The sequence below is a fragment of the Cupriavidus sp. PET2-C1 genome (assembly GCF_054515855.1).
The window spans coordinates 319,173-339,151 of sequence record NZ_CM137260.1 but is presented as its reverse complement, the minus strand read 5'-3'; the positions used below and the strand labels follow the sequence as shown (position 1 = coordinate 339,151).

Sequence of the window (19,979 nt, the reverse complement as noted above, 5' to 3'; positions counted from 1 at the left end):
CCTACGGGGTCGTGGCGACATGGTGACATGGATTTGTCAGCCAGTCCTGGCGCGCGGCGCTCGGCTACACTTTGCCGACTCTCCCCTTACTGGCACAAGCGAAGGAAATGGCAAATCAAGGCGACATCAGCATCGGCGAAGACAAATGGATTCCGTTCATCGACCTGGAAGGGAAGTACCACGACGCGGTGAACATCGACGCGTGGCTCGCCCCTATCCTGCCCTTGCTTGACTGGCTCGAAACGGAATGCGTCGTGGACTGTTGCGGCATTGACGCATATGGCTTCTGGCCCGATGCCATTGCCCGGGCGGCGACGCAAACCGGCCTCCCCGATCTTGCCGAGCGGATTGCACAGGTGAGAGAACGCGTCGCCAGCTCCGCCGGCGAGGCCTTCCTTAGCCACAGGATGAATAACTATTTCGACAGGCAGGTCTTGCTTGCGCTGATCGACCACATCGCTGCCTGCCTTGCGTCCGGCGCGCGGGACGCGAAAGCCTGAGCGGCTGGATGATTTCGTTCCCGCGGCCCATCCGCTGCGCGCGATCGTGAGCCGTGCTGACGGACACGCAAATCGCGCCCATCATCAAAGTCAGCGGACGATCGGGTAAGTCAGTGGATTCTTGGGCAGTCATGGAACCGCGGATTTCGTAGAACATCGTGTGTCACTAAACCTGGAGAAATGAGCGTGCACACGGATGTAACTTTTGACTCCGACGGGCTCCGCCTGGCCGGAGCCCTGCATTTGCCCCCAAATCTTGTCGACGGCGAGCGACGTCCGGCCATCGCAGTGCTGCATGGGTTCGGCAGCAACAAGGATGACGGTATGGTGCAGCTGGCGACGCGCCTGTTTTCCTCGCTGGGCTATGTGGTCCTGCGTTTCGACATGCGGGGCTGCGGTTACAGCGAAGGCGAGCGCGGCAAGGTACTGTGCGAGGACCAGGTGAGCGACACGCGCAACGCGGTCAGCTACTTGCAGAGCCTTTCCGAGGTGGAGCCAGCCAAGATTGCCGTGATGGGCCACAGCTTCGGCGCGGCCGTGGCGGTCTATGCGGCTGGCGTTGACCCTCGCATCGTGGCCTGCATCTCATCGGCCGGTTGGGGCGATGGGGAAGTCAAGCTGCGCCAGCAACATGCCGGGCCGGGCGAATGGCAGCGCTTCGAGGCAATGGTGGAAGAAGGCCGTGCCCGATTGGCCATGGGCCAGTCGATGCAGGTCTCGCGCTTTGACATCGTGCCGATCCCCCCCGCGATGCGCAGCAATCTGCCTGCGGGAAGCTTCATGGCGTTCCCGTTCGAGGTGGTCGAAAGCATGCTGGGCTTTCGGCCGAACGCAGTGGTCGGTGACATTGCCCCGCGTCCGCTCCTGCTGCTGCATCCGGCGGACGATTCGGTCACCCCGACGGACCAGTCGATCGAGCTGTTCCGCAACGCCAGGATGCCGGCCGAACTGCACCTGCTCTCGGAGATCGATCATTTCATCTTCTCCGACGACAACCGGGCTGTCCTGAACCTGGTCACGGACTGGCTGGTCAAGTTCTTCCCGGTCCACCAGGCGCCATCGGGGTCCGCATGACCGCGCGGCCCTCGACGATGATCAGTGCAGCCCGGCTGCAGACCTTCGCGCAGGCGCTACTTGCCTCGGCAGGGCTGCACGAACCTGGCGCCTCACTGGTGGCGGAGAGCCTGGTGTGGGCTGACCTGCGTGGTTCTCCCGGACATGGGGTAGCGCGCATCCCGCAGTACATTGCGTGGCTGGCCTCGGGCGACATGAATGGCCGGGCACAACCGCGCCCGGTGCTCAACCTGCCAGCGCTAACCGTGGTCGAGGGGGATCGCTGCGCCGGTGCGCTGGGCATGCGCATTGCCGCCGGGCAAGGCATTGCCGCTGCGCGCCAGGCCGGGGCCAGCCTGGTGCTCTTGCGGCAGACAACGCATACCGGCGCGCTCGGCTTTCACACCGCGCATGTGGCCAGTGCGGGCATGTTTGCCATGGCGATGGCCGCGTCGGGACCGTTGATGGCCTACCATGGCGCCTCGGTAGCGGGTGTCTCGACGGCTCCGCTGTCCATGGCCTGCCCTGGCCTCGGCGAGCCGATCGTGTTCGACATGGCTTCGGGCGCGGTTGCCTTCGGCAAACTGATGCAGGCTCGGGCAGCCGGCCGGCCGCTCGAGCCGGGCTGGGCCATCGATGCCATGGGTAACCCCACCACGGACGCCCATCAGGCGGCAACGCCGCTGCCACTGGGCGGCCCGAAAGGCTCGGGCCTCGCGCTGATGGCCGAGATCGCCTGCAGCCTGCTGACCAACCATCCGATCCTGGCACCCGCGCTGCTGGCTTCCCCTGCCGTTCATCCCCACACGCAGAACGCGTGGATGCTCGTGATCGATATCGCTCAGGTGCTGGACCCCGCCATGTTTCAAGCGCAGTTGACCGAGCTCGCGCAGGCCATCCACAATCTGCCGGCGTCTTTCGAAGGCCCTCCTCGGCTGCCGGGGGAACGCGGCTACGCCGAATCCCGGGAGCGGGGCGTGAGCGGGATTGCCTTGGCGCCCGTCACTGCCGCCGCGCTGGAGGAACTTGCCAGCCAGGCGGGCATTCGCGTTCCCTGGGAGTAGCATGCCCGGGAGGTCACATTCAACCGCGCGCACGAATACGGGCCTGCAGGCCACCGGGCTCGCGGTGCCGGGGCGCGTACAAACGAGAAAGCCTGACAAGTCGAGCCATACCGACGTGTCGAAGCCAGCTCTGGACGGGGCGTATTCGACGCTTGGATGATCAACAGCCCCTTCCCCTCGTCTGCGTGTAGCCCTTGTTTCACTTTTTGCCAAATCAACAGAGACTTCTCCCCCCTTGACGACTGCCGGACAGATGACATAATTCCAACTTACTGCAAACGTTTGCATAAGTGGGATGATCAAGTGGCTTGTCGGCGTGTTTTGGTCGAGCACTGGGTTCACGCAAGGCGAGGCCTGACGCCACGGTCTGCCGCGCGTGAGCACGATTCCCCCCAAGACATTGATGAGGAGACACCCTGAATGGCAAATGACCGCCAGCTACGCATCGTCCACGGCAGCTTCGGCCGTGCCACCCTCCATCGGATATCGGGGCCGCTCGTCGCGCATGCCCATGCGGAGTTCCATCTGATCTTCAAGTTCGGCGGCACAGATGCGACATTCAAGATCGACGGCCACGCGCAGACACTGACCGACGGCTGCGCGCTGCTGATCAATCCCTGGTCGACGCATGCGAAGAGCGCCAAGGAGGGCTCGCCCTCGCTGCTGCTCGCCTTGCTGCTGGAGCCGGAATGGCTGGGACGCACGCTCGGCGTCGACAATCCTGCCAGCGGCCTGCGCTTTAGCAAAACGCTGGCGCGCATGGATGCGGATACCGTCGCATCATTGACAGAGTTGGGTACCTGCCTGGCCCGGGACCTGGCTGACGATTCGGCGATTGGCTCGGTAGATTGCGAGGCCGCCGTCGCGGAACTGGCACGCAGGGTGTCGGCCTGCCATCTTCAGCGGCGGTCCATGACCGAAGTGCTGGCAAACACCAGGCCGCTGGACTATCGGATCAAGCGCGCGACCGAGTACATACGCAGCCACGCGGGGGAAAATCCCAACGTGGAGACGGTCGCCAGCGCGGTGGGCATGTCCCGCAGCCGGCTCTTCCACCAGTTCAAGGCGTGCATGGGCATTTCGCCGCAGCAATACCTCGACTGGATCCGGATCGGCATCGCCACACGGCTGCTGGCAGAACGGCATGCCAGCATCGGGGACGTAGCAGACCAACTCGGATTCAGCGCGCAAGGACACTTCACGCGCTTTTTCGTCCAACACTTGGGGCTTAGCCCGTCGGAGTTTCGCCGCATCGGCATGCCGGGCGGTGCACACGGCGACTGAAGCGCCCAACGCCGCCCGGCGTCCACTACCGTCAACCGCCGTCAACTACCGTCAAGCGCGCAGCGAGCGCGACAGCTTGTCCTGGATCACCGCGTCGAATACCGCCTTGGGCAGCATGCCGTGCACAGTCTTGGCCGGGATCGACGTGTAGTTGCTGGCCGTCTGGTTGGAGTACTGGGTGATGCGGAATCCCGAGGTAATGCTAGCGAGCGAGTACACGTCCTGAGAATCCATGCCGGTCGCAGCGCTCACCCAGTTGAGCATCTGCCGCAGGCAGGCGACCAGCGCCTCGTCGAGATTGTTGCCGAAGCCAAGAATGATCCAGTGGCTGGGCGTCTCAGCCATCGGCAAGGACAAGGGCCGCTGCTTGTGCAGGAAATACTGGATCTGCATGTCCTCCATCGCGGTTTCAATGGCGGTCTGATTGACTACGCCGTCGCCTTGGGCGGCATGCGAATCGCCTGTCCAGATCATCGCGCCCGGCCGTTGGACCGGCAGGAACAGTGACGTACCCTCAACCAGCTCGCGCAACACGAGATTGCCGCCATACCGGCCGCTGAGGATAGCGCTGACCGGCTCGTCGCCGGCGGGCTGCACCGCCATCACGCCCTGGAACGGCGCCAGCTTGATGCGGATGCCCGGCGCGAACTCGGTGTACTGCCGGCTCTCGTCAAATTTGAAATAGCGCAGGTACGGTTTTGGAAAGTCGTTAGGCAGCGCACCGACCCCTTTGGGTGCGGAGTTCCATCCCCAGCCGATCGGACGCAACCTGACCATCCGGCACTCCACCACGTCGCCGGGCATCGCCCCGCGTAGTTCCACGGGCCCGACGTTCGAGTACGGCCCTTGCGGAAATCGCTTGCGCACGGGTTCGCGATCCTCGTAGCTCATGCCGTACGAGGCGCCGTTGGCCCAGTTAACCCAGGTATTGGGATACATCACGAGATCGCCCGACTCAATGCTGGCGGCCGGCGCTGCCTTGGGGTCGAGAATGCCGACGTGCACGGTGTCCGTGGCGGACTCGATCCGGTGGATCTTGCCCGGTTTGATTGCGGGGAGTGGAACTGCACCCGGTTCGGCAACCGGTGCGCCCGGCCCCGACGTCACCTGTGCTGCTGCCCGCAGCGATGCCGCTCCCAGGCCGAGGGCACCTGCAGCCTTCAGCCAATGTCTCCTGTCGATCATCATCGTTTTTGTTCCTTTTGATTGGGCCGTCGGCGGCACCACTGCGCCGGACGGCAAGATACGGCACATCAGCGCAGTTGCGCGACGTACTGCGCCACTGCGAGGATCTCTTCGTCCGTCATCAACGGCACAAGCAGGCTCATCAGCTTGCCGGGACCGCCACGCGTGCCGGATTTCCACGCGTGGAGCTGCCTGGCCACGTATTCCGGCTGCTGGCCGGCAATGCGCGGAAAGTCGGGCGCGATGCCTTCCCCGTTTGGCCGATGGCATGTCACACAGGCCGGCAGGTGATTGGACGGATTGCCCTTCCAATAGATGGCCATGCCAGCCCCGACCAGGTGCGGCAGGGCGGCCTGTCCGCGCGCGGGTGCCTGGCGGCTAAAGTAGCGAGCCACTTCGCGCATCTCCACTTCGCTCATGCTTTGCACCACGGCAGCCATCGTGGCGTCCTGGCGCAGTGCCGGCTCGCTGGCTCCGGCCTTGAACTGCCTCAGCTGCTTGAACAGGTAGTCTTCGTTCTGGCCCGCCAGGCTGGGGTATGCCTTCTGCGTGCTCTGGCCGGTATTGCCGTGGCATGCCGCGCAGACTTGCTCGACAATCAGCCGCGCGGGCCGCGCTTCGCCCACCTCTGATGCGGGCTGCGCCAGCGCAGGCACGGCCAGCGTGCACAACGCGAGCAAGCGGGCAGACAGCCGGCGGCGCTCCATGGGATATTTCACGTTGGAATCCTCACAACAAGGCAATGCCCGATCTAGTTCAGGTAGCCGCCGGTCTTGGTGACGATCTGGTGCGCGCGCCGCGTTTCGCTGGTCAGACGGCTGGTCAGGCCGGCCACGCCGGTCTGGCTGAAGGCGGGATCAACGCTCAGGCCGGCCAGCCTGGCGCGGATCTCGGCATCGTTCATGATGGCGCGGACCTCGCTGCGCAGCCGCTCGGTCACCGGCGCCGGCGTGCCCTTGGGGGCGAACACGCCATACCAGACGGTAATGTCATACCCGGGAATGCTCTCGGCCACCGTGGGCACGTTGGGCAGGCCCTGGAGCCGGCTCGCGGTACCGACGGCCAGCAGCCTCAGCTTGCCGGCGTTCACATGGGGCATGTACTCCAGCAGCGGGCCCGTCGCCAGGTCGATGTGCCCGGCGATCATATCGTTGATCGTCGGGCCGCTGCCCTTGTAGGGGATATTGGTGATGTCGACACCGGCCATCGTCTTGATCATTTCGAGTGGATAGCTGGTTGGGCCACCGTAGTTGACCTTGCCGGGATTCGCCTTGGCGTAGGCAATCAGTTCGGTGACGGACTTGTATGGCGTCTGCGGATTCGTAACCAGTACCAGCGGCGACTCGCCCAGTGGCGCCACGGGTACCACGTCGCGCGTCACGTCGTAGGGCAGCTTGCGGTAGAAAGCGGCGTTGACCGCGTGGATGCTGTTCAGGATGCCGATCGTATGGCCGTCCGGCGCCGCGCGCACGAGCGCCTCCGCGCCGATATTGCCGCTGGCACCCGGTCGGTTCTCCACCACGACGGGTTGTCCCAGCGCTTTCGACAGGCGTTGCGCCACGGCCCTGGCCAGTACATCGTTGATGCCTGCCGGCGGGAACGGCACGATGAAGACGATAGGCTTCGAAGGCTTCCAATTGGCCTGTGTACTTGTGTCCGCTTGCGCTGCGTTGGCGGCTCCGGGCCGCAGGCCTGCGAGTGCCACGGCCAGTGCGGCGGTGATGGCCGCAGTCATGGCGGCAAATGTGGCCACCCGCCGAGGGGCGGTGAGGAACGATGGACGCTTCCGGCTTTGCATTGACTCTTGTCTCCTGGTGAATCGCGAGGCGTGGGCGATAGGGCCAGCCCAGGCTCACACTCTACGGATCTGGAAACAAGACGCTTCCCCATTTGGGGAGCCGTTTACCAATACGTCCTCCGTTCTGCGGTATCGGTATGCCGGCAAACGATCGCCTGATGACGCGCGGCGTCTGCTTACCGGATTGTCCAAGAACTTGACAGGGGCTCCGCCGACGCCGCGGTTCGTCATGCAAGATGGAGCGAAACATCGACGACCGGAGAAAACCCATGCATTACCAGCAAAACGGCACCGTGGTCACCATCGGCAACGGCCCACACCATGTCATCGCCTTGCATGGCTGGTTTGGCCATGCGCGTGGATGGGGGCCCCTTGTGGACGTGCTCGATGGTGAGCGCTTCACCTACGCCTTCATCGACTATCGAGGCTATGGTGCCCGGCGAGGGATCCAGGGCAGATTCGACATGCAGGAGATCGCCGCCGACGTGCTGGCGCTTGGTGACGAATTGGGATGGCAACGTTTCTCGCTGATCGGGCACTCCATGGGAGGCAAGGCCATGCAGGCTGTCGCCATGCTGGCCCCCGCGCGCGTCAAGGCCATGGTCGGCGTCACGCCTGTGCCGCCCACGCGCGTGCCCTTCGACGAGCCGACACGCTCGCTGTTCGAACGTGCTGCCGACGATTTAGCGGCAAGAATTGCTATCGTGGACAATGCCACGGGCAAACGTCTGAGCCGGTACTGGGTGGAAAAAATGGTTCAAGCCTCGACGCTGCATGCCGATGCCGACGCGTTCGCCGCCTACTTCCGGGCATGGGCCGACACCGATTTCTCTGCTGAGATTGCCGGCATCCGTGTTCCCACACTGCTGCTGGTTGGTGAGCACGACCCGTCGCTGACTGCTGACGTCATGGAGCAGACGTATGGCAAAGCATTCCGCGATCTGGCCATCGACGTGATCCGCAACGCAGGACACTATCCGATGGACGAGACCCCAGTGGACCTCGTCACGCGGATCGAGCGCTTCCTGACGGACATCCAGGCCCGCAGCGAACGCTGACATCCTGAAGTGCCCATGCGCAGCGCCTGCCGGTGTCGACCACCAGCAGGCACCACCATAGCGCATACGCCGCTCAGGGCGCCTCGGCCGCACCGATCGCGGCCACGCCGCGGCGCCCGATCTCCTCGTCCATGTCCGATGGCCCCCCGCTAACGCCGACGGCCCCGGCCAGGCGGCCACCGACGTAGATGCCCAGTGAACCCTGCGACGGAAAGACGGGGCCGCCATACACCAGCGAACTCATCTGGCCGAAGACGATGGGATTGGCCTGATAGCGCTTCACGAGTTCGGCGCCGGAGGCGCCTCCCGTTGCCGCCGAAGCGATGGCCTTGCCGCGCGCGACATCAAAGGTCGCAAACGGGGCGCCATCCATTCTCACGCCGCTGAGAAAGTGGCCGGACACGTCGACCACGACAATGCTGACGGCAAGTTTCCGGTCCTCGGCAAACCGTTTGGCGGCATCGGTAAGCCGCACCGCGGTGTCGGCGCCAAGGGTCTGCACCTGTACGACGGCCGCGGATGCGATCGGCGCGCAGAACAAATGCAGCCCGAAGGCCACTGCGAGGGTGGAGCGTTTCATGGATTCTCCTATGCATGACGAGATCGCGACGCATCGGCCTCTGGCCGACGACGGTGAACGGGTGGCGTACGCTGACGTGCGCACATCAGAAGAGATGGCGTATGCCCATCATGACCCCGCGCGGGTCGGACACGCTGCTTGCCGTGACCTCATTGGGGATGTTTGAAAATGTGTAGTTGGCCGCGTTCGTGTTCCAGATCTTACTGGCGTTGGCATAGAGCGTTGTACGCTTGGACAGCGAGTGCTGATAGCCGATCGACATCTGCTGGCCACGATTCGGCGTGCCGACCGATTGCTGCATGCCATATGCCACCAGCACCAGTCCGGCACCTCCCACGGGAATGGTCGTGCCGACATGGAAACCGCGGTCCTTCAGCGTCGCCTGGCCTGGCACCCATCGTGTGGCTTGGCGGACATTGGCGAACAGCTTCACCCACGGGAATTCATATGTGGCGCCGATCGCGCGCTCGTCGCGGTCGGCATTCGCTACCGCGTTGATGCTGTAGGTACGTTCGTAGGCAAGGCCCAGCCAGAGCGGTCCGCGCGCATAAGTCAGCGCCAAGGCTGCCAGCCGGTCGGCATCGCGTGGCGCGCTGGTCCGCTCGGCGCCGAATGAATAGATCGCACTGCCCTGCAGCCCGCCAAGTTCGGGGCTCTCATACCGAATGGAATTGTCCGCGCGCGCGGTCAGGCTGCTGCCCGCGGGGCCGCCGTTCTGCAGGCGGCCAAGCGGGCCATACGGCGAGAAGCCAAAGGCCGATGCCTGCCCCTCGATGTAGTAAATCGGCGTGTTCTGCCGGCCAAACGTCAGCGCGCCCCAGTTGTTGCTGCTCAGGCCGACCCAGGCCTGGCGGCCAAACAGGCGGCCTCCCTGCTGGGCGGTGCCACTGTCCAGTGCAAGTCCAGTCTCCAGTGCGAATACCGTGGACAGTCCCGGCGCCAGTTCCTCCTTGCCCCGCAAGCCCCACCGCGATTGATACAGCCCGCCGTCCTCGAGCCGCGCGACATGATTTGCCCCGGACTTGACATATTCGGTGTAGAGATCGGCTACGCCATAGATGGTCACCCCCGATTGTGCCGCCGCCATGCCCGGCATCGTTGCCACCGCCACTACCAAGAGTGTTCCCATTCTTTTCATGCGTTTCTCCTCGCTGTTCCGTCCTGTTTGACGATATGGTTCTTGCACGGTCCTTGCACCGTGCGCAGCAAGGGTATGGGTTCGCGCCGGGGGGGCGCTAACCCAATCATCCTGTCACTTGGAAAGGTGTCCGGAATGCGTGGCCCGGTGGGTCAGGAGCGCAGGCCCACGAGCAAGGTGCGGGAGGCAGATGTGGAAGTCCGCGACAAGCACTGGCGGATTCGGCAAGGCAATGGAGGGCTTTGTCGCAGCAAGAAGGAGCCATCGACAAAACGCCGGCGGTGATGATTGGCTTCAGAAGTCCATTGTGGCCGAGAGCATGAAGGTGCGCGGGGCGCCCAGGGCCAGACTGGACAACAGCGGCATTCCCCAATAGGCCTTGTTGGTCACGTTGTAGACGCTGGCCCGCACGGTCAGCGGATGGCTGGAGATCTTGGTGGCATAGCGTGTGCCCAGGTCATACACCGTGTAGCCCGGCACCGACAGCGAGTTGTCGGCGCTGATGTATTGCTTGGATACGGCGGTCGCATTGGCGGTCAGCGTCAAGCCCGGCACGGTGGCGGTGTCCCACTCCACGCCCAGCTTGCCTTGCAGCTTGGGCACCCCGGTTGCCTGCTTGCCCTGGTTGACGCCACCGGCGGTCTTGGTGAGCTTGGGGTCCACATAGGCGATGCCACCCATCAAGCGCACGCCGCGCAGCGGCGAGCCGAAGAAGCCCCACTCGACACCCCGGTTGCGCTGCTCTCCGCCAAAGGAAAAGACGTTGGTGGAAATATCGGTATAGCTGCTTGGCCGCTCGATTTCATACAAGCTGACCGTGTGGGCGAATTCGCCGAGGTCGAGCTTGAGGCCGACTTCCTTCTGCTTGGTCTTGGCCGGCGGAAACAGCTCTCCCGCATTGGCAGCAGTTGCCGGCGCGGTCTGGCCCTTGCTCAGCCCTTCAATATAATTGCCGTACACGGAAATATGGTCCGTGGCCTTGACCAGCAGCGCGGCCGCAGGCGTTATGGCGCTTGCGTCATAGCGGGCACTGCGCGCCCCGGTCGTGAGGCTGAAGGTATCGGTGAGCGCTTCCTGGTGACGCACGCCCAGCGTCAGTTGCACCCGGTCCTGTGCAAAAGACAGGGTGTCCGCTACGCCGTAGCTGGTCAGGCGCGTTTCCGTGTGGAGGGTCGGCGGCCAAAGCACTCCGGCGGCTGGCCCCCAGACCGGGTTGTAGATGTTGGTGGTCCAGTCCGCGCCCGGGACCGATCTGCGGCCATAGTCTCTTTCGGTGTCCGAGTAGCGCGTGACGTTTAACGCCAATTGATGCTTGACGCTGCCGGTTCGGAACTTGCCCTTCAATCCAACTTCCCCCGATGTCTTTTCAATATCGAAGGCCAGTTGGCCCATGGTGGTTCGGAAGTCGCCCGCCGCGTTGAGCACCTGCGCCGATACGGCACCGTTGTACTTGTAGTTGGTCTTGCTGGTGCCGAAGGCTGCATAGGCCGTCAGTTGTTCGCTCACGTCGAATTCGCCGCGGACGATCACACCCTTGTCCTTGGTGTTGACGAAGGACCAATCCGGGTTCAGCAGGGTTTCGGGCCTGGGTGGCTTGGGCACTGCCACGCCGGGGGCCAGATTGATGCCTCGGGTCACGCCGTCCACGCGGTCGTCGCTGCTGTAGAGGTCGGCAGAGACGCGAGCGCGCTCGCCCCGCCAGTCCAGCCCGAGGGACGCGAACCGGGTTTTCTTTTCCTGCCGGTCGACCGCCCCCTCGCCATCCCGATAGACCCCGTTGAAGCGGATGCCGAACTGCTTGTTCTCACCAAAGCGCCGCCCAAGGTCCACATGTCCGCCGAACTGCGCATTGGACATGTAGGTCGCCGTCAGTCGCGTCAGCGGCTCATCGCCCGCGCGCTTGGGCACCAGATTGACGGTGCCGCCCACCGAGCCGCCCGGAGGCATGCCATTGAGCAGGGCCGATGGGCCTTTCAATACCTCGATGCGCTCGAACATTTCGGGGGTGGTGCGGTAGTACGGCGCCATGCCGAACAGGCCGCCGATGGAGATATCGCTGGTGTTGGAGGCGAAGCCGCGGATGGAGTAGTTCTCGCTCCAGGCGCCGGTGACGCCGTTGCTGAACACCGTGGGATCGGTGGCGGCGATCACGCCGGTGATGTCCTTGGCCTGCCGGTCTTCGATGAACTTGTCCGTATAGCTGATGGTGGAAAACGGCGTTTCCATGAAATCCTTGTCGCCCAGCAGCCCCACGCGGCTGCCGGACGCCACCTGCCCGCCGGCGTAGACGTCGATCGCCGAGCTCGCCTGTACCGTCACCACCGGCAACGTCACCCCGCTCTCTGCGGCTGGGCTTTGCGTCAGTTGGGCCGTCCGGCTTAGCGTGTAGCGGCCGTTGGCCTCGCGCACTGCCTGCAGACCGTGCCCGCCTAGCAGTTCGGTGAAGCCCTCGCGCACGCTGTAGCTGCCGGACAACCCCCGGCTGTTCTTACCTTGGAGCAGGCTCTCATCCACGGTCAGTTCGACACCGGCCGCAGCGGCATAGGCCTTGAGCGCCTCGCCCAGCGGGCCGGTCGGCACGTTGAAGCGGCTCCGGGCATCCACCGCCTGGCCGGTGCTTTGGGCAAGTGCCGGCGTGGCGGCCAGGGCCAGGGCGCCCGCGCTCAGCCCCAGCAGCAGCACCGTCGGCACGGCGGCAGCGGCGCCGCGGTTCAGGGCAAAGGCGGGATGGGGGCGCACCGCCTGCTGTGCAGGTCGCGCGATGCGAGGGTGACGTTTGGTCATGACAAGCTCTTTTCCGTTGATTCAGTTGAGATTGGATTGGTTCTCAGCACGTCTTGCGAGTGAGAAAGAGATAACGAATACGAATCATTACGTTTTTGGCTCGGGGCTAAGGACAAGCCCCGGAACAGATCAGTGCTGATAGCCCTTGATGACGTCGTCGATCACGAGCTTCAAAGAGGTCGGGCTGGCGGCGGTGACGTACCAAGCTTCAGCATCGACGAAGACCACACGGCCGTTCTTCCAGGCGTTGGTCTGGCGCAGCAGCGGGTTGCCCATGCTCCCGGCATCCATGACCGGACGGCGCTCCATCACGGCCGTCCGGTCCACCACGAAGATGATGTCGGGGTTGGCCTGCTGGATGAATTCGCTGGAAATCGGCTGGCCATGCAGGCCGGTCTCGGTAGTCGGGCTGGCCGGTTTCACGCCAAGGGCATTGAAGACGAACCCGTAACGGGAATGCACGCCAAAGGAACTGAAGGCGCCGTTGTTGTGCAGAACGACAAGCGCCTTCTCGAGACGGCCCTGGGTCGTGCGCCTGGCCTCCTCGACCTTGACGTCCAGTTCAGCCGCTTTCTGGCGGGCAAGGCCTTCCTTGCCAAAGATTCGCCCCAGGGTCATGAGGTGGTCCTTGATGACCTCGATGTGCTTGACCTGGCTATCCCGGTAGTCCACATCGAAATGAATCGTCGGAGCGATCTCGCTCAATTCCTTGTAGTGGTTCGCCTGGAGCGAGGTGATCAGGATCAGTTCAGGCCTGGCCGCATGAACCCGCTCCAGATTGGGCTGAACGATCGAGCCCAGATCCTGAACGTCCGGAGCGTCCTTGTACCTGGCGAGGAAGTGCGGGACGAAATCCTTCGGCATGCCAACGACAGGGACACCCAGTTGGTCGAGGAAATCGACTTCATTCATGTCGAGGGCGACCGCGCGTTGCGGAAGGCGCTCGACGACGGTCGTTCCCAGCTTGTGCTGAACCGTGACGGGCGCGAACGCTGCCTGCGGGGACCGGCCGGCGGATGCGGGCTGTGCGGCTGCCTCTGGCGCTTCGGCTGGCTTCTGGCCGCACGCCTGCACCGCGACGGTCGCGGCCATCAGCAGGGCTAACGCCCAACGCCTGTTTCTGTGATTCCGGGTCATTTCAGTTCTCCTGATGGATTGAAGTAGTTGCACACGCATCCTCGATCGCTGCGCACGATCTCGAAGTCCAGTCCATACAGTTCCTGCAGCCGTGTCTCGGTCACGGCCTCCACGACGGGGCCGCAGAAGCGAACCGTTCCGCCCTTCAATGCGACGATGTGATCGGAGTAGTTCGCAGCGAAATTGATGTCATGGATCACCAGGATCACGGTGCGCCCATGCTCGTCACACAAGCGGCGAAGCGCGCGCATGATCTGGACGGCGTGCTTCATGTCGAGGTTGTTGAGTGGCTCGTCCAGCAGCAGAACGTTCGTCTGCTGGGCAATGGTCATCGCCAGGAAAGCCATCTGGCGCTGCCCTCCGCTGAGCTCGTCGATGTAGGCCCCGCGCAGCGCATCCAGCGACAGGAACGCGATGGCCTCGTCGATCGCGTCGTGGTCCTCGGGGGTGAGCGCGCCGCGGCTGTACGGGAAGCGCCCGAACGCGACGAGTTCCTCGACCGTCAGGCGCAGGTTGAAGTCCGGCGCCTGGCGCAAGGTGGCGACGTGCTTGGCGTATTCGCTGATGCGGATGCTGGAAACCTTGCGATCCCCGATCAGGATGTCGCCCTGGGTCGGCTCCAGCAGGCGCGCGATCGTCAGCAGCAGCGTCGTTTTGCCTGCGCCGTTGGGGCCGATCAGAGAAGTCACGCGCTGCGCCGGGAATTGCGCGCTGACGCCGGAAAGGACGGTCTTGGCGCCGTAGGCCTTGTGAAGGTTGTGAACGGTGATCATGCGGTGCCTCGGGTGCGAACCATCAGCGCGAGGAAATACGCGCCACACACCAGGTTGACGAGAATGCTGACGGTGGTCTTGTAGTTGAAAACGTGTTCGACCAGGAGCTGGGCCACGATGAAGATGCCGATGGCGATCGCGCAGCCTATGGGCAGCGTGACCCGATGCCTGGAAGTCCGGGCCATCGCATAGGCGATGTTCGCCACGAAGATCCCCATGAAGGCCGTGGGCCCGAGCAGGCTGGTCGAGACCGCCACGAGAGCCGCGATCAGCGCGAAGTAGAGCCTCACGTACCGCTGGTAGTCGACCCCCAGGGAAATGGCCTGGTCGCGGCCCAGCGAGAGCACGTCGAGGATCGGCAGGGTCTTCAGCCATGGCAGGCACACGGCCGCGACCAGAAGGGCCGAATAGAGCAACTGCTCGGGTTGTGCCCTGTTGAAGGATGCGTAGCCAAAGCCCTGGAGAACGGCGAACTCGCCCGGGCTGATCCTGAGCTGGACGAACTGCGTGACAGTGCCGATCACCATGGTCAGCACGAGCCCCAGCAGCAGCAGGAAATACACGTTGTACCTGCCATTGCGCAAAAGCCACCGATGGATGGCCCACGAATAGGCGAGCATCAACAGGATGCAGAGGAAGAAATTGCCGCTCTGGCCGAGTACCACCTGGCCATGCGTGCCCATGGCCAGGATCAGCAGCGCCTGCAACAGCAGATAGACCGCCTCGTACCCCATGATCGCCGGCGTCAGAATCCGGTTGCCCGCGATGGTCTGGAACGTGATCGAGGAGACGGCGACGCAGATGCCGCCGATGACGATGGCGGCCAGCCGGGCGAGCCGTTTGGGAATGACGTAGTCGAGGTCGAATCCGGACCGCACGAGGACAAAAGCCGCGGCCAAGGCGATGACCACCATCCAGAGGGCATATCGGGGGGCAGCGCGCCTCATTGCTTCCTCCAGATGATGAGCACGAGGAACAGCACGCCGCCCACGCCGCCTGCGGTCAGGCCGATGGGCACCTCGAACGGGTAGATGAGCAGGCGGCCGAGAATGTCGCAGGCCAGCAGCAGCGACGCGCCGCCCAGAGCGACGATGGGCAGCGTGCGGCCCAGGTTGTCGCCGTAATGCAGCGCGACCAGGTTGGGGATGACCAGCCCGACGAAGGGGATCGCGCCGGCGGTGATGACCGTGGCGGACACGGTGACCGCCACCAGCATCAGGCCCAGCGCCGCCGTCGCCGAATAGCTCAGCCCCAGGCTGGTGGCCATGCCTTCGCCCATGCCGAGCACCGTGAAGCGGTGCGCATACAGGTAGGTGAGCGCGACGATCGGCAGGATCAGGTAGATGATCTCGTAGTTGCCCTGGACGACCTTGGAGAAATCGCCGAGCAGCCAGCCCTGCATGCTCTGCAGGATGTTGTAGCGGTAGGCGTAGAACTCGGCCACGGCACTCAGCACGCTGCCGTACATGAGGCCGATGACCGGCACGAGAACGGTGTTCTTGAACTTGATGCGGCGGATGATCGCCACATAGACCAGGCTCGCGGCGAAGCAGAAGACCAGCGCGAACAGCATCCGGCCCATTGTGCCGGCGGCGGGCGCCAGCGTCATCGACACCAGGATGCCGAGCTTGGCCGCATCCAGTCCGCCCGAGGTGGCCGGTTCGACGAACCTGTTGCGCACGATCTGCTGAAGGATCACGCCGCAGACGGACAGGCCTGCGCCGGTCAGGACAAGCGCCGTCAAGCGGGGCAGGCGGCTGGCTGTCACCGTCAGCCAGGCATCGCCCGACAGCGAGAACACCTGCGACCATGCCATCTGCCGGGCGCCGACCAGCAGCGAGGCGCCGCAGAGGATGGCAAACAACCCAAACCAACGTGCGCGCATCAGCAGCGGTCTCCGTTCGACGCCGCCGCGATACGCCAGCCTCTGGCGGCCCGGCGCTGGGCCAGGAAGTGCGCGTAGCGCCCCTGGCTCGCGCGCAATGGCGCGGGCGAACCCTGCTCGACGACCTTGCCGCCATCGAGCACCACGATCTGGTCGGCCATCGCCACCGTCGAGAGTTGGTGCGCGATGACGATCAGCGTGCGCTTGCCGCGCAGACGCGCCAGCGCCTCGGCGATGGCGGCCTGGTTCTCCGCATCCAGCGCGGCGGTGGCTTCGTCCACCAGCAGGATGGGCGCGTCCTTGATCAGCGCGCGGGCGATGGCGATGCGTTGGCGCTCGCCGCCCGACAGGCGTGCGCCGCCTTCGCCGACGGGGGTGTCGATGCCCTGCGGCAGGCGCTCGATGATCTCGGCCACGCCGGCCTGCCGCGCAGCCTCCATGATCTCGACATCGGTGGCATTGGGCTTGCCGATGCGGATGTTGTCGGCAATGCTGCCCGCAAACAGGTAGTTGTCCTGGAAGATCTGACTGATCTGGCCGGCCAACTGCGCGTTGGACATCTGCCGCACGTCCACGCCACCGACAAGTACGCTACCCTGGCTCACATCGAAGAAGCGAGCGATCAGCCGCACCAGTGTGGTCTTGCCCGACCCGGAGGCGCCAATCAGCGCGGTCATGCTGCCCGGCTCGATGCGCAGGTTCACGCCCTTCAGCACATCGGGTTGATCCGGTGCGTAGCGGAAGCTCACCTCGCGCAGCGCGATCGACGCGTCACGCGGTGCCTGCGGCTGGTCCGGTTCCGGCAAGGGCTTGACCGCAAGGATCTCGCGCGCCGCGTCGAGCTGGCCGCGCGCGCCGCGCAGGACCTCGCCATAGCCGGCCACGTCCAGCAGCGGATCGATGTAGCGGTTGGCCAGCAGCAGCGCCACGATGACGGCGACGACCGAGTCCGCTTCCCGCGCGCCGCCCAGGTAGGCGTTGAGCCACGACACGGCGGCGATCAGCAACGCGGCGAAGACGGCCTGCACGACCCAGGCGTTGAGCGCCGTGGACGCCGCCGACAGACAGATCAACCGCATGCCGGAGTGGCGTTGCTGGTCGATGGCCTGTTCAAGCAAGCGCGTGCTGCCGCCTCCACCGTTGAACGCGCGCAGTACCGACTGGGCCTGGGCGAACTCGACCATGCGCTGGCTGCTGTGGGCGAAGTGGCGATGGAAGGTGTGGTCGGCGCGCCGGCCCAGGCGAGCGGCGATCAGGAACGCGCCGATCAGGATCGGCAGCGCCACCAGCGCGATCAGGCCCATCAGCCAGTGCCGCGCGAACAGCGCGGCCACGATCACCATCGGTGTCACGGCGCCGCTGATTACCGGCGTGAGCACGTGTGCGGGAAGCTGGGCCACTGCCATCATGCCGTTTGTGATGACATGGCCAAGCCGGGCGCTGTTCTCCGGGGTGAACCAGCCGACGGGCAGGCGCGCAACGTGGTCGCCGATCCGCTGGCGCGCGCCCTGCAGGACGGCAACACCCACGCGCACGCCGGCCTTCTCCACCTTGCGCCGCCAGCCCCAGCAGGCTGTCATGCCGGCCAGCAGCACAATGAGCCACAGCGCCGCGCCGCGCGTATCGCCGGCCAGAAGGCGGCTGAGAATGGGCACCAGCGTGATGATGGTCAGCCCGCTGAGCAGGCCGTAGAACACGGCCATCCAGGCGTAGCGGCGGAAGACGGGCGCATCGTCGCCCAGCAGTTGAATAAAGGTTTTCAGCATGACAGCACCGCCAGTTCCTGGGGTTCTTCATGGCCGCCCAGCGTCCATAGCCGCGCATAGCGGCCTTTGCGCGCCATCAGCTCGGCGTGGCGGCCTTGCTCGTGGATCGTGCCGTTCTCGAGCACGATGATGTGGTCGGCGTGCATCACCGTGTCGAGCCGGTGCGCGATGATCAGCAGCGTGCGGCCTTGCGCGAAGCGCGACAGCGCGTCCTGGATCGCCACCTCGTTCTCGGCGTCGGCGGCCGCGGTGGCTTCGTCGAGCACGAGCACGGACGGATCGAGCAGCACGGCACGGGCGATGCTCACGCGCTGCTGCTCGCCACCGGAGAGCAGCGCGTCCTCGCCGATCATCGAGTCGTAGCCGCGCGGCAGGCCCAGGATGCGCTCATGAATGTTCGCGGCGCGCGCGGCGTCCTCGATCTCCTGCTGGCTGGCCGAGGGCCGGCCCAGCGCGATGTTCTCGCGTAGGCTGGCATGGATGAGGCGCACCTCCTGCAGCACGAAACCGATGCGCTGGTACAGGTCCGAAGTCTCGATATGCCTCAAATCCACGCCGCCGAGCGTGATGCGCCCGTCGGTCGGGTCGAAGAAGCGCAGCAGCAGCCGGGCCAGGGTCGATTTGCCAGCACCGGACGCGCCGACGATGGCGGTCACCGTGCCGGGCTTGAGGGTAAAGCTGACGTCCGACAGCACCTTGTTCTGCGCGTCGTAGGCGTAGCCGACGTGCTCGACGCGGATTTCGGTGCCGGCGGGCAACTGCCGCCTGTCGGGCGCCGGCTGCTCCAGCACAGGCGTCTCCAGCAGCGCCTGCACGCGCTGGGCGGCACCGGTGGCATGGTTCAGGTCATGGGTGATGTAGTGCAGCAGCAGCAACGGCGCGGAGATGCCCGGTGCCACCAGCGCGAACGGCAGCACGTCCACCGGGGCGATCCAGCCCAGGCTCACGAACAACGTGCCGAAGACCAGCACCACGCCCAGCACCGCCACCGGCGCGATCATCGCGTTGGCGTTGGCCATCGAGCCCACGAGGGGACGGGTGAAACCGGCGAAGGCCTGGGCGAAGGCATCGACTGCCTCGCGGTAGCCGCCGTGCGCCTTGCCGCTGGCGCCGAAGGACTTGACCACGGGAATGCCGTTGACGAACTCGACCACCGCGTTGTTGATGCGTCCCAGCCCGCCGACGAATTCCTCTATGTTCGCCCCGCTGGCCTTCATGGCCCTGCCGAAGAACAGGAAAAAGCCCGGGAACGGCAGGATCGAGACGATGGCCATGCGCCAGTCCATCGCGAACAGGTAGATGACCGAGATCAGGATGGCGCCCATCGCGCGCCCAAGCGTCGTATAGAAGTGTGCGGTCAGGCTGTGCAGCGTGCCGATGTCGTCCTGCATGGCCTGCTTGACCTCGCCCGATGCGCGGCTGGTGAACCAGCCCAGCGGCACGCGGGCCAGCCGCTGCGTGGCCGCCAGGCGCAGGTGATGGGTGATGCGGTTGTCGGCCAGGTGGGCGGTCAGTTCCCCGGCGGACACCAGCGTCATGCCGACGAACAGGCTTACCACGCTGGCGATGACGGTCCACCAGACTTCGCCCTGCACTTGCGCCCGTGCCGCCGCCGCGATGTCGGTGCCGCCGAGGACGAGCTTCGCGATATGCGCGATGCCGGCCAGCGGCACCAGCGTGAGCATGGCGCCCACGCCGGCCAGTACTGCGGCGACGATCAGTTGCCCACGGATGGGATTCAATACCCGGCTGATCGGGCCAGGTCCCTTGGGGTTGGCCGCAGCCGCGTCACGCGTGCTCATGAAAAAGAAACGTCCAGAGATTCAGAAAGATGGGATGGCTCTCCCCCGGTCTTGCAAACGAGAAGGCGAGCCCCCATCCACGCAGGCCGCTCGGTGGCATCGATCTCGCGCAGAATGGCGGCTGAGGGGTTGCTGCCTGCCAAGGCGCTCGATGGATCGGTCATGGATGACT

18 protein-coding genes are annotated in these 19,979 nt (G+C 64.8%); 5 read left to right on the top strand and 13 right to left on the bottom strand.

The annotated features are described in order from the left end of the window. The first annotated feature begins 107 nt into the window (after window positions 1–107). The 4 genes from ACX12D_RS21490 to ACX12D_RS21475 all read left to right on the top strand — a co-directional run bounded on the left by ACX12D_RS21490 (window position 108) and on the right by ACX12D_RS21475 (window position 3,901). On the top strand, window positions 108–500 hold the full coding sequence (locus ACX12D_RS21490) for a DUF6331 family protein (protein WP_459375536.1): 393 nt from the start codon (window positions 108–110) through the stop codon (window positions 498–500). A 243-nt stretch (window positions 501–743) separates the two neighbouring features. After that, window positions 744–1,574: an alpha/beta hydrolase gene (locus ACX12D_RS21485; protein ID WP_459375535.1), complete on the top strand. Its 831-nt coding sequence runs from the start codon at window positions 744–746 to the stop codon at window positions 1,572–1,574. Then, window positions 1,571–2,617: an Ldh family oxidoreductase gene (locus ACX12D_RS21480; RefSeq protein ID WP_459375534.1), complete on the top strand. Its 1,047-nt coding sequence runs from the start codon at window positions 1,571–1,573 to the stop codon at window positions 2,615–2,617. The genes ACX12D_RS21485 and ACX12D_RS21480 overlap by 4 nt, the downstream gene beginning before the upstream one ends. Window positions 2,618–3,037: 420 nt before the next feature. After that, complete coding sequence (locus ACX12D_RS21475) at window positions 3,038–3,901, top strand: helix-turn-helix transcriptional regulator (protein WP_459375533.1); 864 nt, start codon at window positions 3,038–3,040, stop codon at window positions 3,899–3,901. Between the two features lie 51 nt (window positions 3,902–3,952). Here ACX12D_RS21475 and ACX12D_RS21470 read toward each other — a convergent pair whose 3' ends face one another. The 3 genes from ACX12D_RS21470 to ACX12D_RS21460 all read right to left on the bottom strand — a co-directional run bounded on the left by ACX12D_RS21470 (window position 3,953) and on the right by ACX12D_RS21460 (window position 6,884). Then, window positions 3,953–5,089: an acetamidase/formamidase family protein gene (locus tag ACX12D_RS21470; RefSeq protein WP_459375532.1), complete on the bottom strand. Its 1,137-nt coding sequence runs from the start codon at window positions 5,087–5,089 to the stop codon at window positions 3,953–3,955. 65 nt (window positions 5,090–5,154) lie between these two features. Beyond that, on the bottom strand, window positions 5,155–5,805 hold the full coding sequence (locus ACX12D_RS21465) for a c-type cytochrome (RefSeq protein ID WP_459375531.1): 651 nt from the start codon (window positions 5,803–5,805) through the stop codon (window positions 5,155–5,157). Between the two features lie 32 nt (window positions 5,806–5,837). Beyond that, a complete protein-coding gene (locus ACX12D_RS21460) occupies window positions 5,838–6,884 on the bottom strand; it encodes a Bug family tripartite tricarboxylate transporter substrate binding protein (protein ID WP_459375530.1) in 1,047 nt (348 codons plus the stop codon). A gap of 269 nt (window positions 6,885–7,153) precedes the next feature. On the opposite strand from ACX12D_RS21460, the gene ACX12D_RS21455 reads away from it, so the two are divergent. Beyond that, complete coding sequence (locus tag ACX12D_RS21455; protein ID WP_459375529.1) at window positions 7,154–7,942, top strand: alpha/beta fold hydrolase; 789 nt, start codon at window positions 7,154–7,156, stop codon at window positions 7,940–7,942. 73 nt (window positions 7,943–8,015) lie between these two features. Here ACX12D_RS21455 and ACX12D_RS21450 read toward each other — a convergent pair whose 3' ends face one another. The 10 genes from ACX12D_RS21450 to ACX12D_RS21405 form a co-directional block, all read right to left on the bottom strand. Further along, window positions 8,016–8,522: a GlcG/HbpS family heme-binding protein gene (locus ACX12D_RS21450; RefSeq protein ID WP_459375528.1), complete on the bottom strand. Its 507-nt coding sequence runs from the start codon at window positions 8,520–8,522 to the stop codon at window positions 8,016–8,018. 85 nt (window positions 8,523–8,607) lie between these two features. After that, complete coding sequence (locus ACX12D_RS21445; RefSeq protein ID WP_459375527.1) at window positions 8,608–9,660, bottom strand: porin; 1,053 nt, start codon at window positions 9,658–9,660, stop codon at window positions 8,608–8,610. Window positions 9,661–9,954: 294 nt separating this feature from the next. Then, window positions 9,955–12,444 carry a TonB-dependent siderophore receptor gene (locus tag ACX12D_RS21440; protein WP_459375526.1) on the bottom strand — a complete coding sequence of 830 codons (2,490 nt, stop codon included), beginning with the start codon at window positions 12,442–12,444 and terminating at the stop codon, window positions 9,955–9,957. 129 nt (window positions 12,445–12,573) lie between these two features. Continuing rightward, complete coding sequence (locus ACX12D_RS21435; protein WP_459375525.1) at window positions 12,574–13,581, bottom strand: siderophore ABC transporter substrate-binding protein; 1,008 nt, start codon at window positions 13,579–13,581, stop codon at window positions 12,574–12,576. Next, window positions 13,578–14,354: an iron ABC transporter ATP-binding protein gene (locus tag ACX12D_RS21430; RefSeq protein ID WP_459375524.1), complete on the bottom strand. Its 777-nt coding sequence runs from the start codon at window positions 14,352–14,354 to the stop codon at window positions 13,578–13,580. Before ACX12D_RS21430 ends, ACX12D_RS21435 begins: the two co-directional genes overlap by 4 nt. Further along, window positions 14,351–15,301 (bottom strand): iron chelate uptake ABC transporter family permease subunit, encoded by a 951-nt coding sequence (locus ACX12D_RS21425; protein ID WP_459375523.1) that lies wholly within the window; start codon window positions 15,299–15,301, stop codon window positions 14,351–14,353. Before ACX12D_RS21425 ends, ACX12D_RS21430 begins: the two co-directional genes overlap by 4 nt. After that, window positions 15,298–16,239 carry an ABC transporter permease gene (locus tag ACX12D_RS21420; RefSeq protein ID WP_441631291.1) on the bottom strand — a complete coding sequence of 314 codons (942 nt, stop codon included), beginning with the start codon at window positions 16,237–16,239 and terminating at the stop codon, window positions 15,298–15,300. Before ACX12D_RS21420 ends, ACX12D_RS21425 begins: the two co-directional genes overlap by 4 nt. Then, window positions 16,239–18,005, bottom strand: a complete 1,767-nt coding sequence (locus ACX12D_RS21415; protein ID WP_459375522.1) for an ABC transporter ATP-binding protein — start codon at window positions 18,003–18,005, stop codon at window positions 16,239–16,241. Before ACX12D_RS21415 ends, ACX12D_RS21420 begins: the two co-directional genes overlap by 1 nt. After that, window positions 17,999–19,807 (bottom strand): ABC transporter ATP-binding protein, encoded by a 1,809-nt coding sequence (locus ACX12D_RS21410; RefSeq protein WP_459375521.1) that lies wholly within the window; start codon window positions 19,805–19,807, stop codon window positions 17,999–18,001. The genes ACX12D_RS21415 and ACX12D_RS21410 overlap by 7 nt, the downstream gene beginning before the upstream one ends. Further along, a complete protein-coding gene (locus ACX12D_RS21405) occupies window positions 19,804–19,971 on the bottom strand; it encodes a hypothetical protein (protein WP_459375520.1) in 168 nt (55 codons plus the stop codon). Before ACX12D_RS21405 ends, ACX12D_RS21410 begins: the two co-directional genes overlap by 4 nt. Window positions 19,972–19,979 lie beyond the last annotated feature (8 nt).

Excerpts from the sequence above, each read along its gene's own strand:
- ACX12D_RS21405 (WP_459375520.1), bottom strand. The coding sequence starts at position 19,971 with ATGACCGATCCATCGAGCGCCTTGGCAGGCAGCAACCCCTCAGCCGCC.
- ACX12D_RS21470 (WP_459375532.1), bottom strand. The coding sequence starts at position 5,089 with ATGATGATCGACAGGAGACATTGGCTGAAGGCTGCAGGTGCCCTCGGC.
- ACX12D_RS21435 (WP_459375525.1), bottom strand. The coding sequence starts at position 13,581 with ATGACCCGGAATCACAGAAACAGGCGTTGGGCGTTAGCCCTGCTGATG.
- ACX12D_RS21410 (WP_459375521.1), bottom strand. The coding sequence starts at position 19,807 with ATGAGCACGCGTGACGCGGCTGCGGCCAACCCCAAGGGACCTGGCCCG.
- ACX12D_RS21415 (WP_459375522.1), bottom strand. The coding sequence starts at position 18,005 with ATGCTGAAAACCTTTATTCAACTGCTGGGCGACGATGCGCCCGTCTTC.
- ACX12D_RS21450 (WP_459375528.1), bottom strand. The coding sequence starts at position 8,522 with ATGAAACGCTCCACCCTCGCAGTGGCCTTCGGGCTGCATTTGTTCTGC.
- ACX12D_RS21425 (WP_459375523.1), bottom strand. The coding sequence starts at position 15,301 with ATGAGGCGCGCTGCCCCCCGATATGCCCTCTGGATGGTGGTCATCGCC.
- ACX12D_RS21420 (WP_441631291.1), bottom strand. The coding sequence starts at position 16,239 with ATGCGCGCACGTTGGTTTGGGTTGTTTGCCATCCTCTGCGGCGCCTCG.
- ACX12D_RS21475 (WP_459375533.1), top strand. The coding sequence starts at position 3,038 with ATGGCAAATGACCGCCAGCTACGCATCGTCCACGGCAGCTTCGGCCGT.
- ACX12D_RS21480 (WP_459375534.1), top strand. The coding sequence starts at position 1,571 with ATGACCGCGCGGCCCTCGACGATGATCAGTGCAGCCCGGCTGCAGACC.
- ACX12D_RS21430 (WP_459375524.1), bottom strand. The coding sequence starts at position 14,354 with ATGATCACCGTTCACAACCTTCACAAGGCCTACGGCGCCAAGACCGTC.
- ACX12D_RS21440 (WP_459375526.1), bottom strand. The coding sequence starts at position 12,444 with ATGACCAAACGTCACCCTCGCATCGCGCGACCTGCACAGCAGGCGGTG.
- ACX12D_RS21490 (WP_459375536.1), top strand. The coding sequence starts at position 108 with ATGGCAAATCAAGGCGACATCAGCATCGGCGAAGACAAATGGATTCCG.
- ACX12D_RS21455 (WP_459375529.1), top strand. The coding sequence starts at position 7,154 with ATGCATTACCAGCAAAACGGCACCGTGGTCACCATCGGCAACGGCCCA.
- ACX12D_RS21445 (WP_459375527.1), bottom strand. The coding sequence starts at position 9,660 with ATGAAAAGAATGGGAACACTCTTGGTAGTGGCGGTGGCAACGATGCCG.
- ACX12D_RS21460 (WP_459375530.1), bottom strand. The coding sequence starts at position 6,884 with ATGCAAAGCCGGAAGCGTCCATCGTTCCTCACCGCCCCTCGGCGGGTG.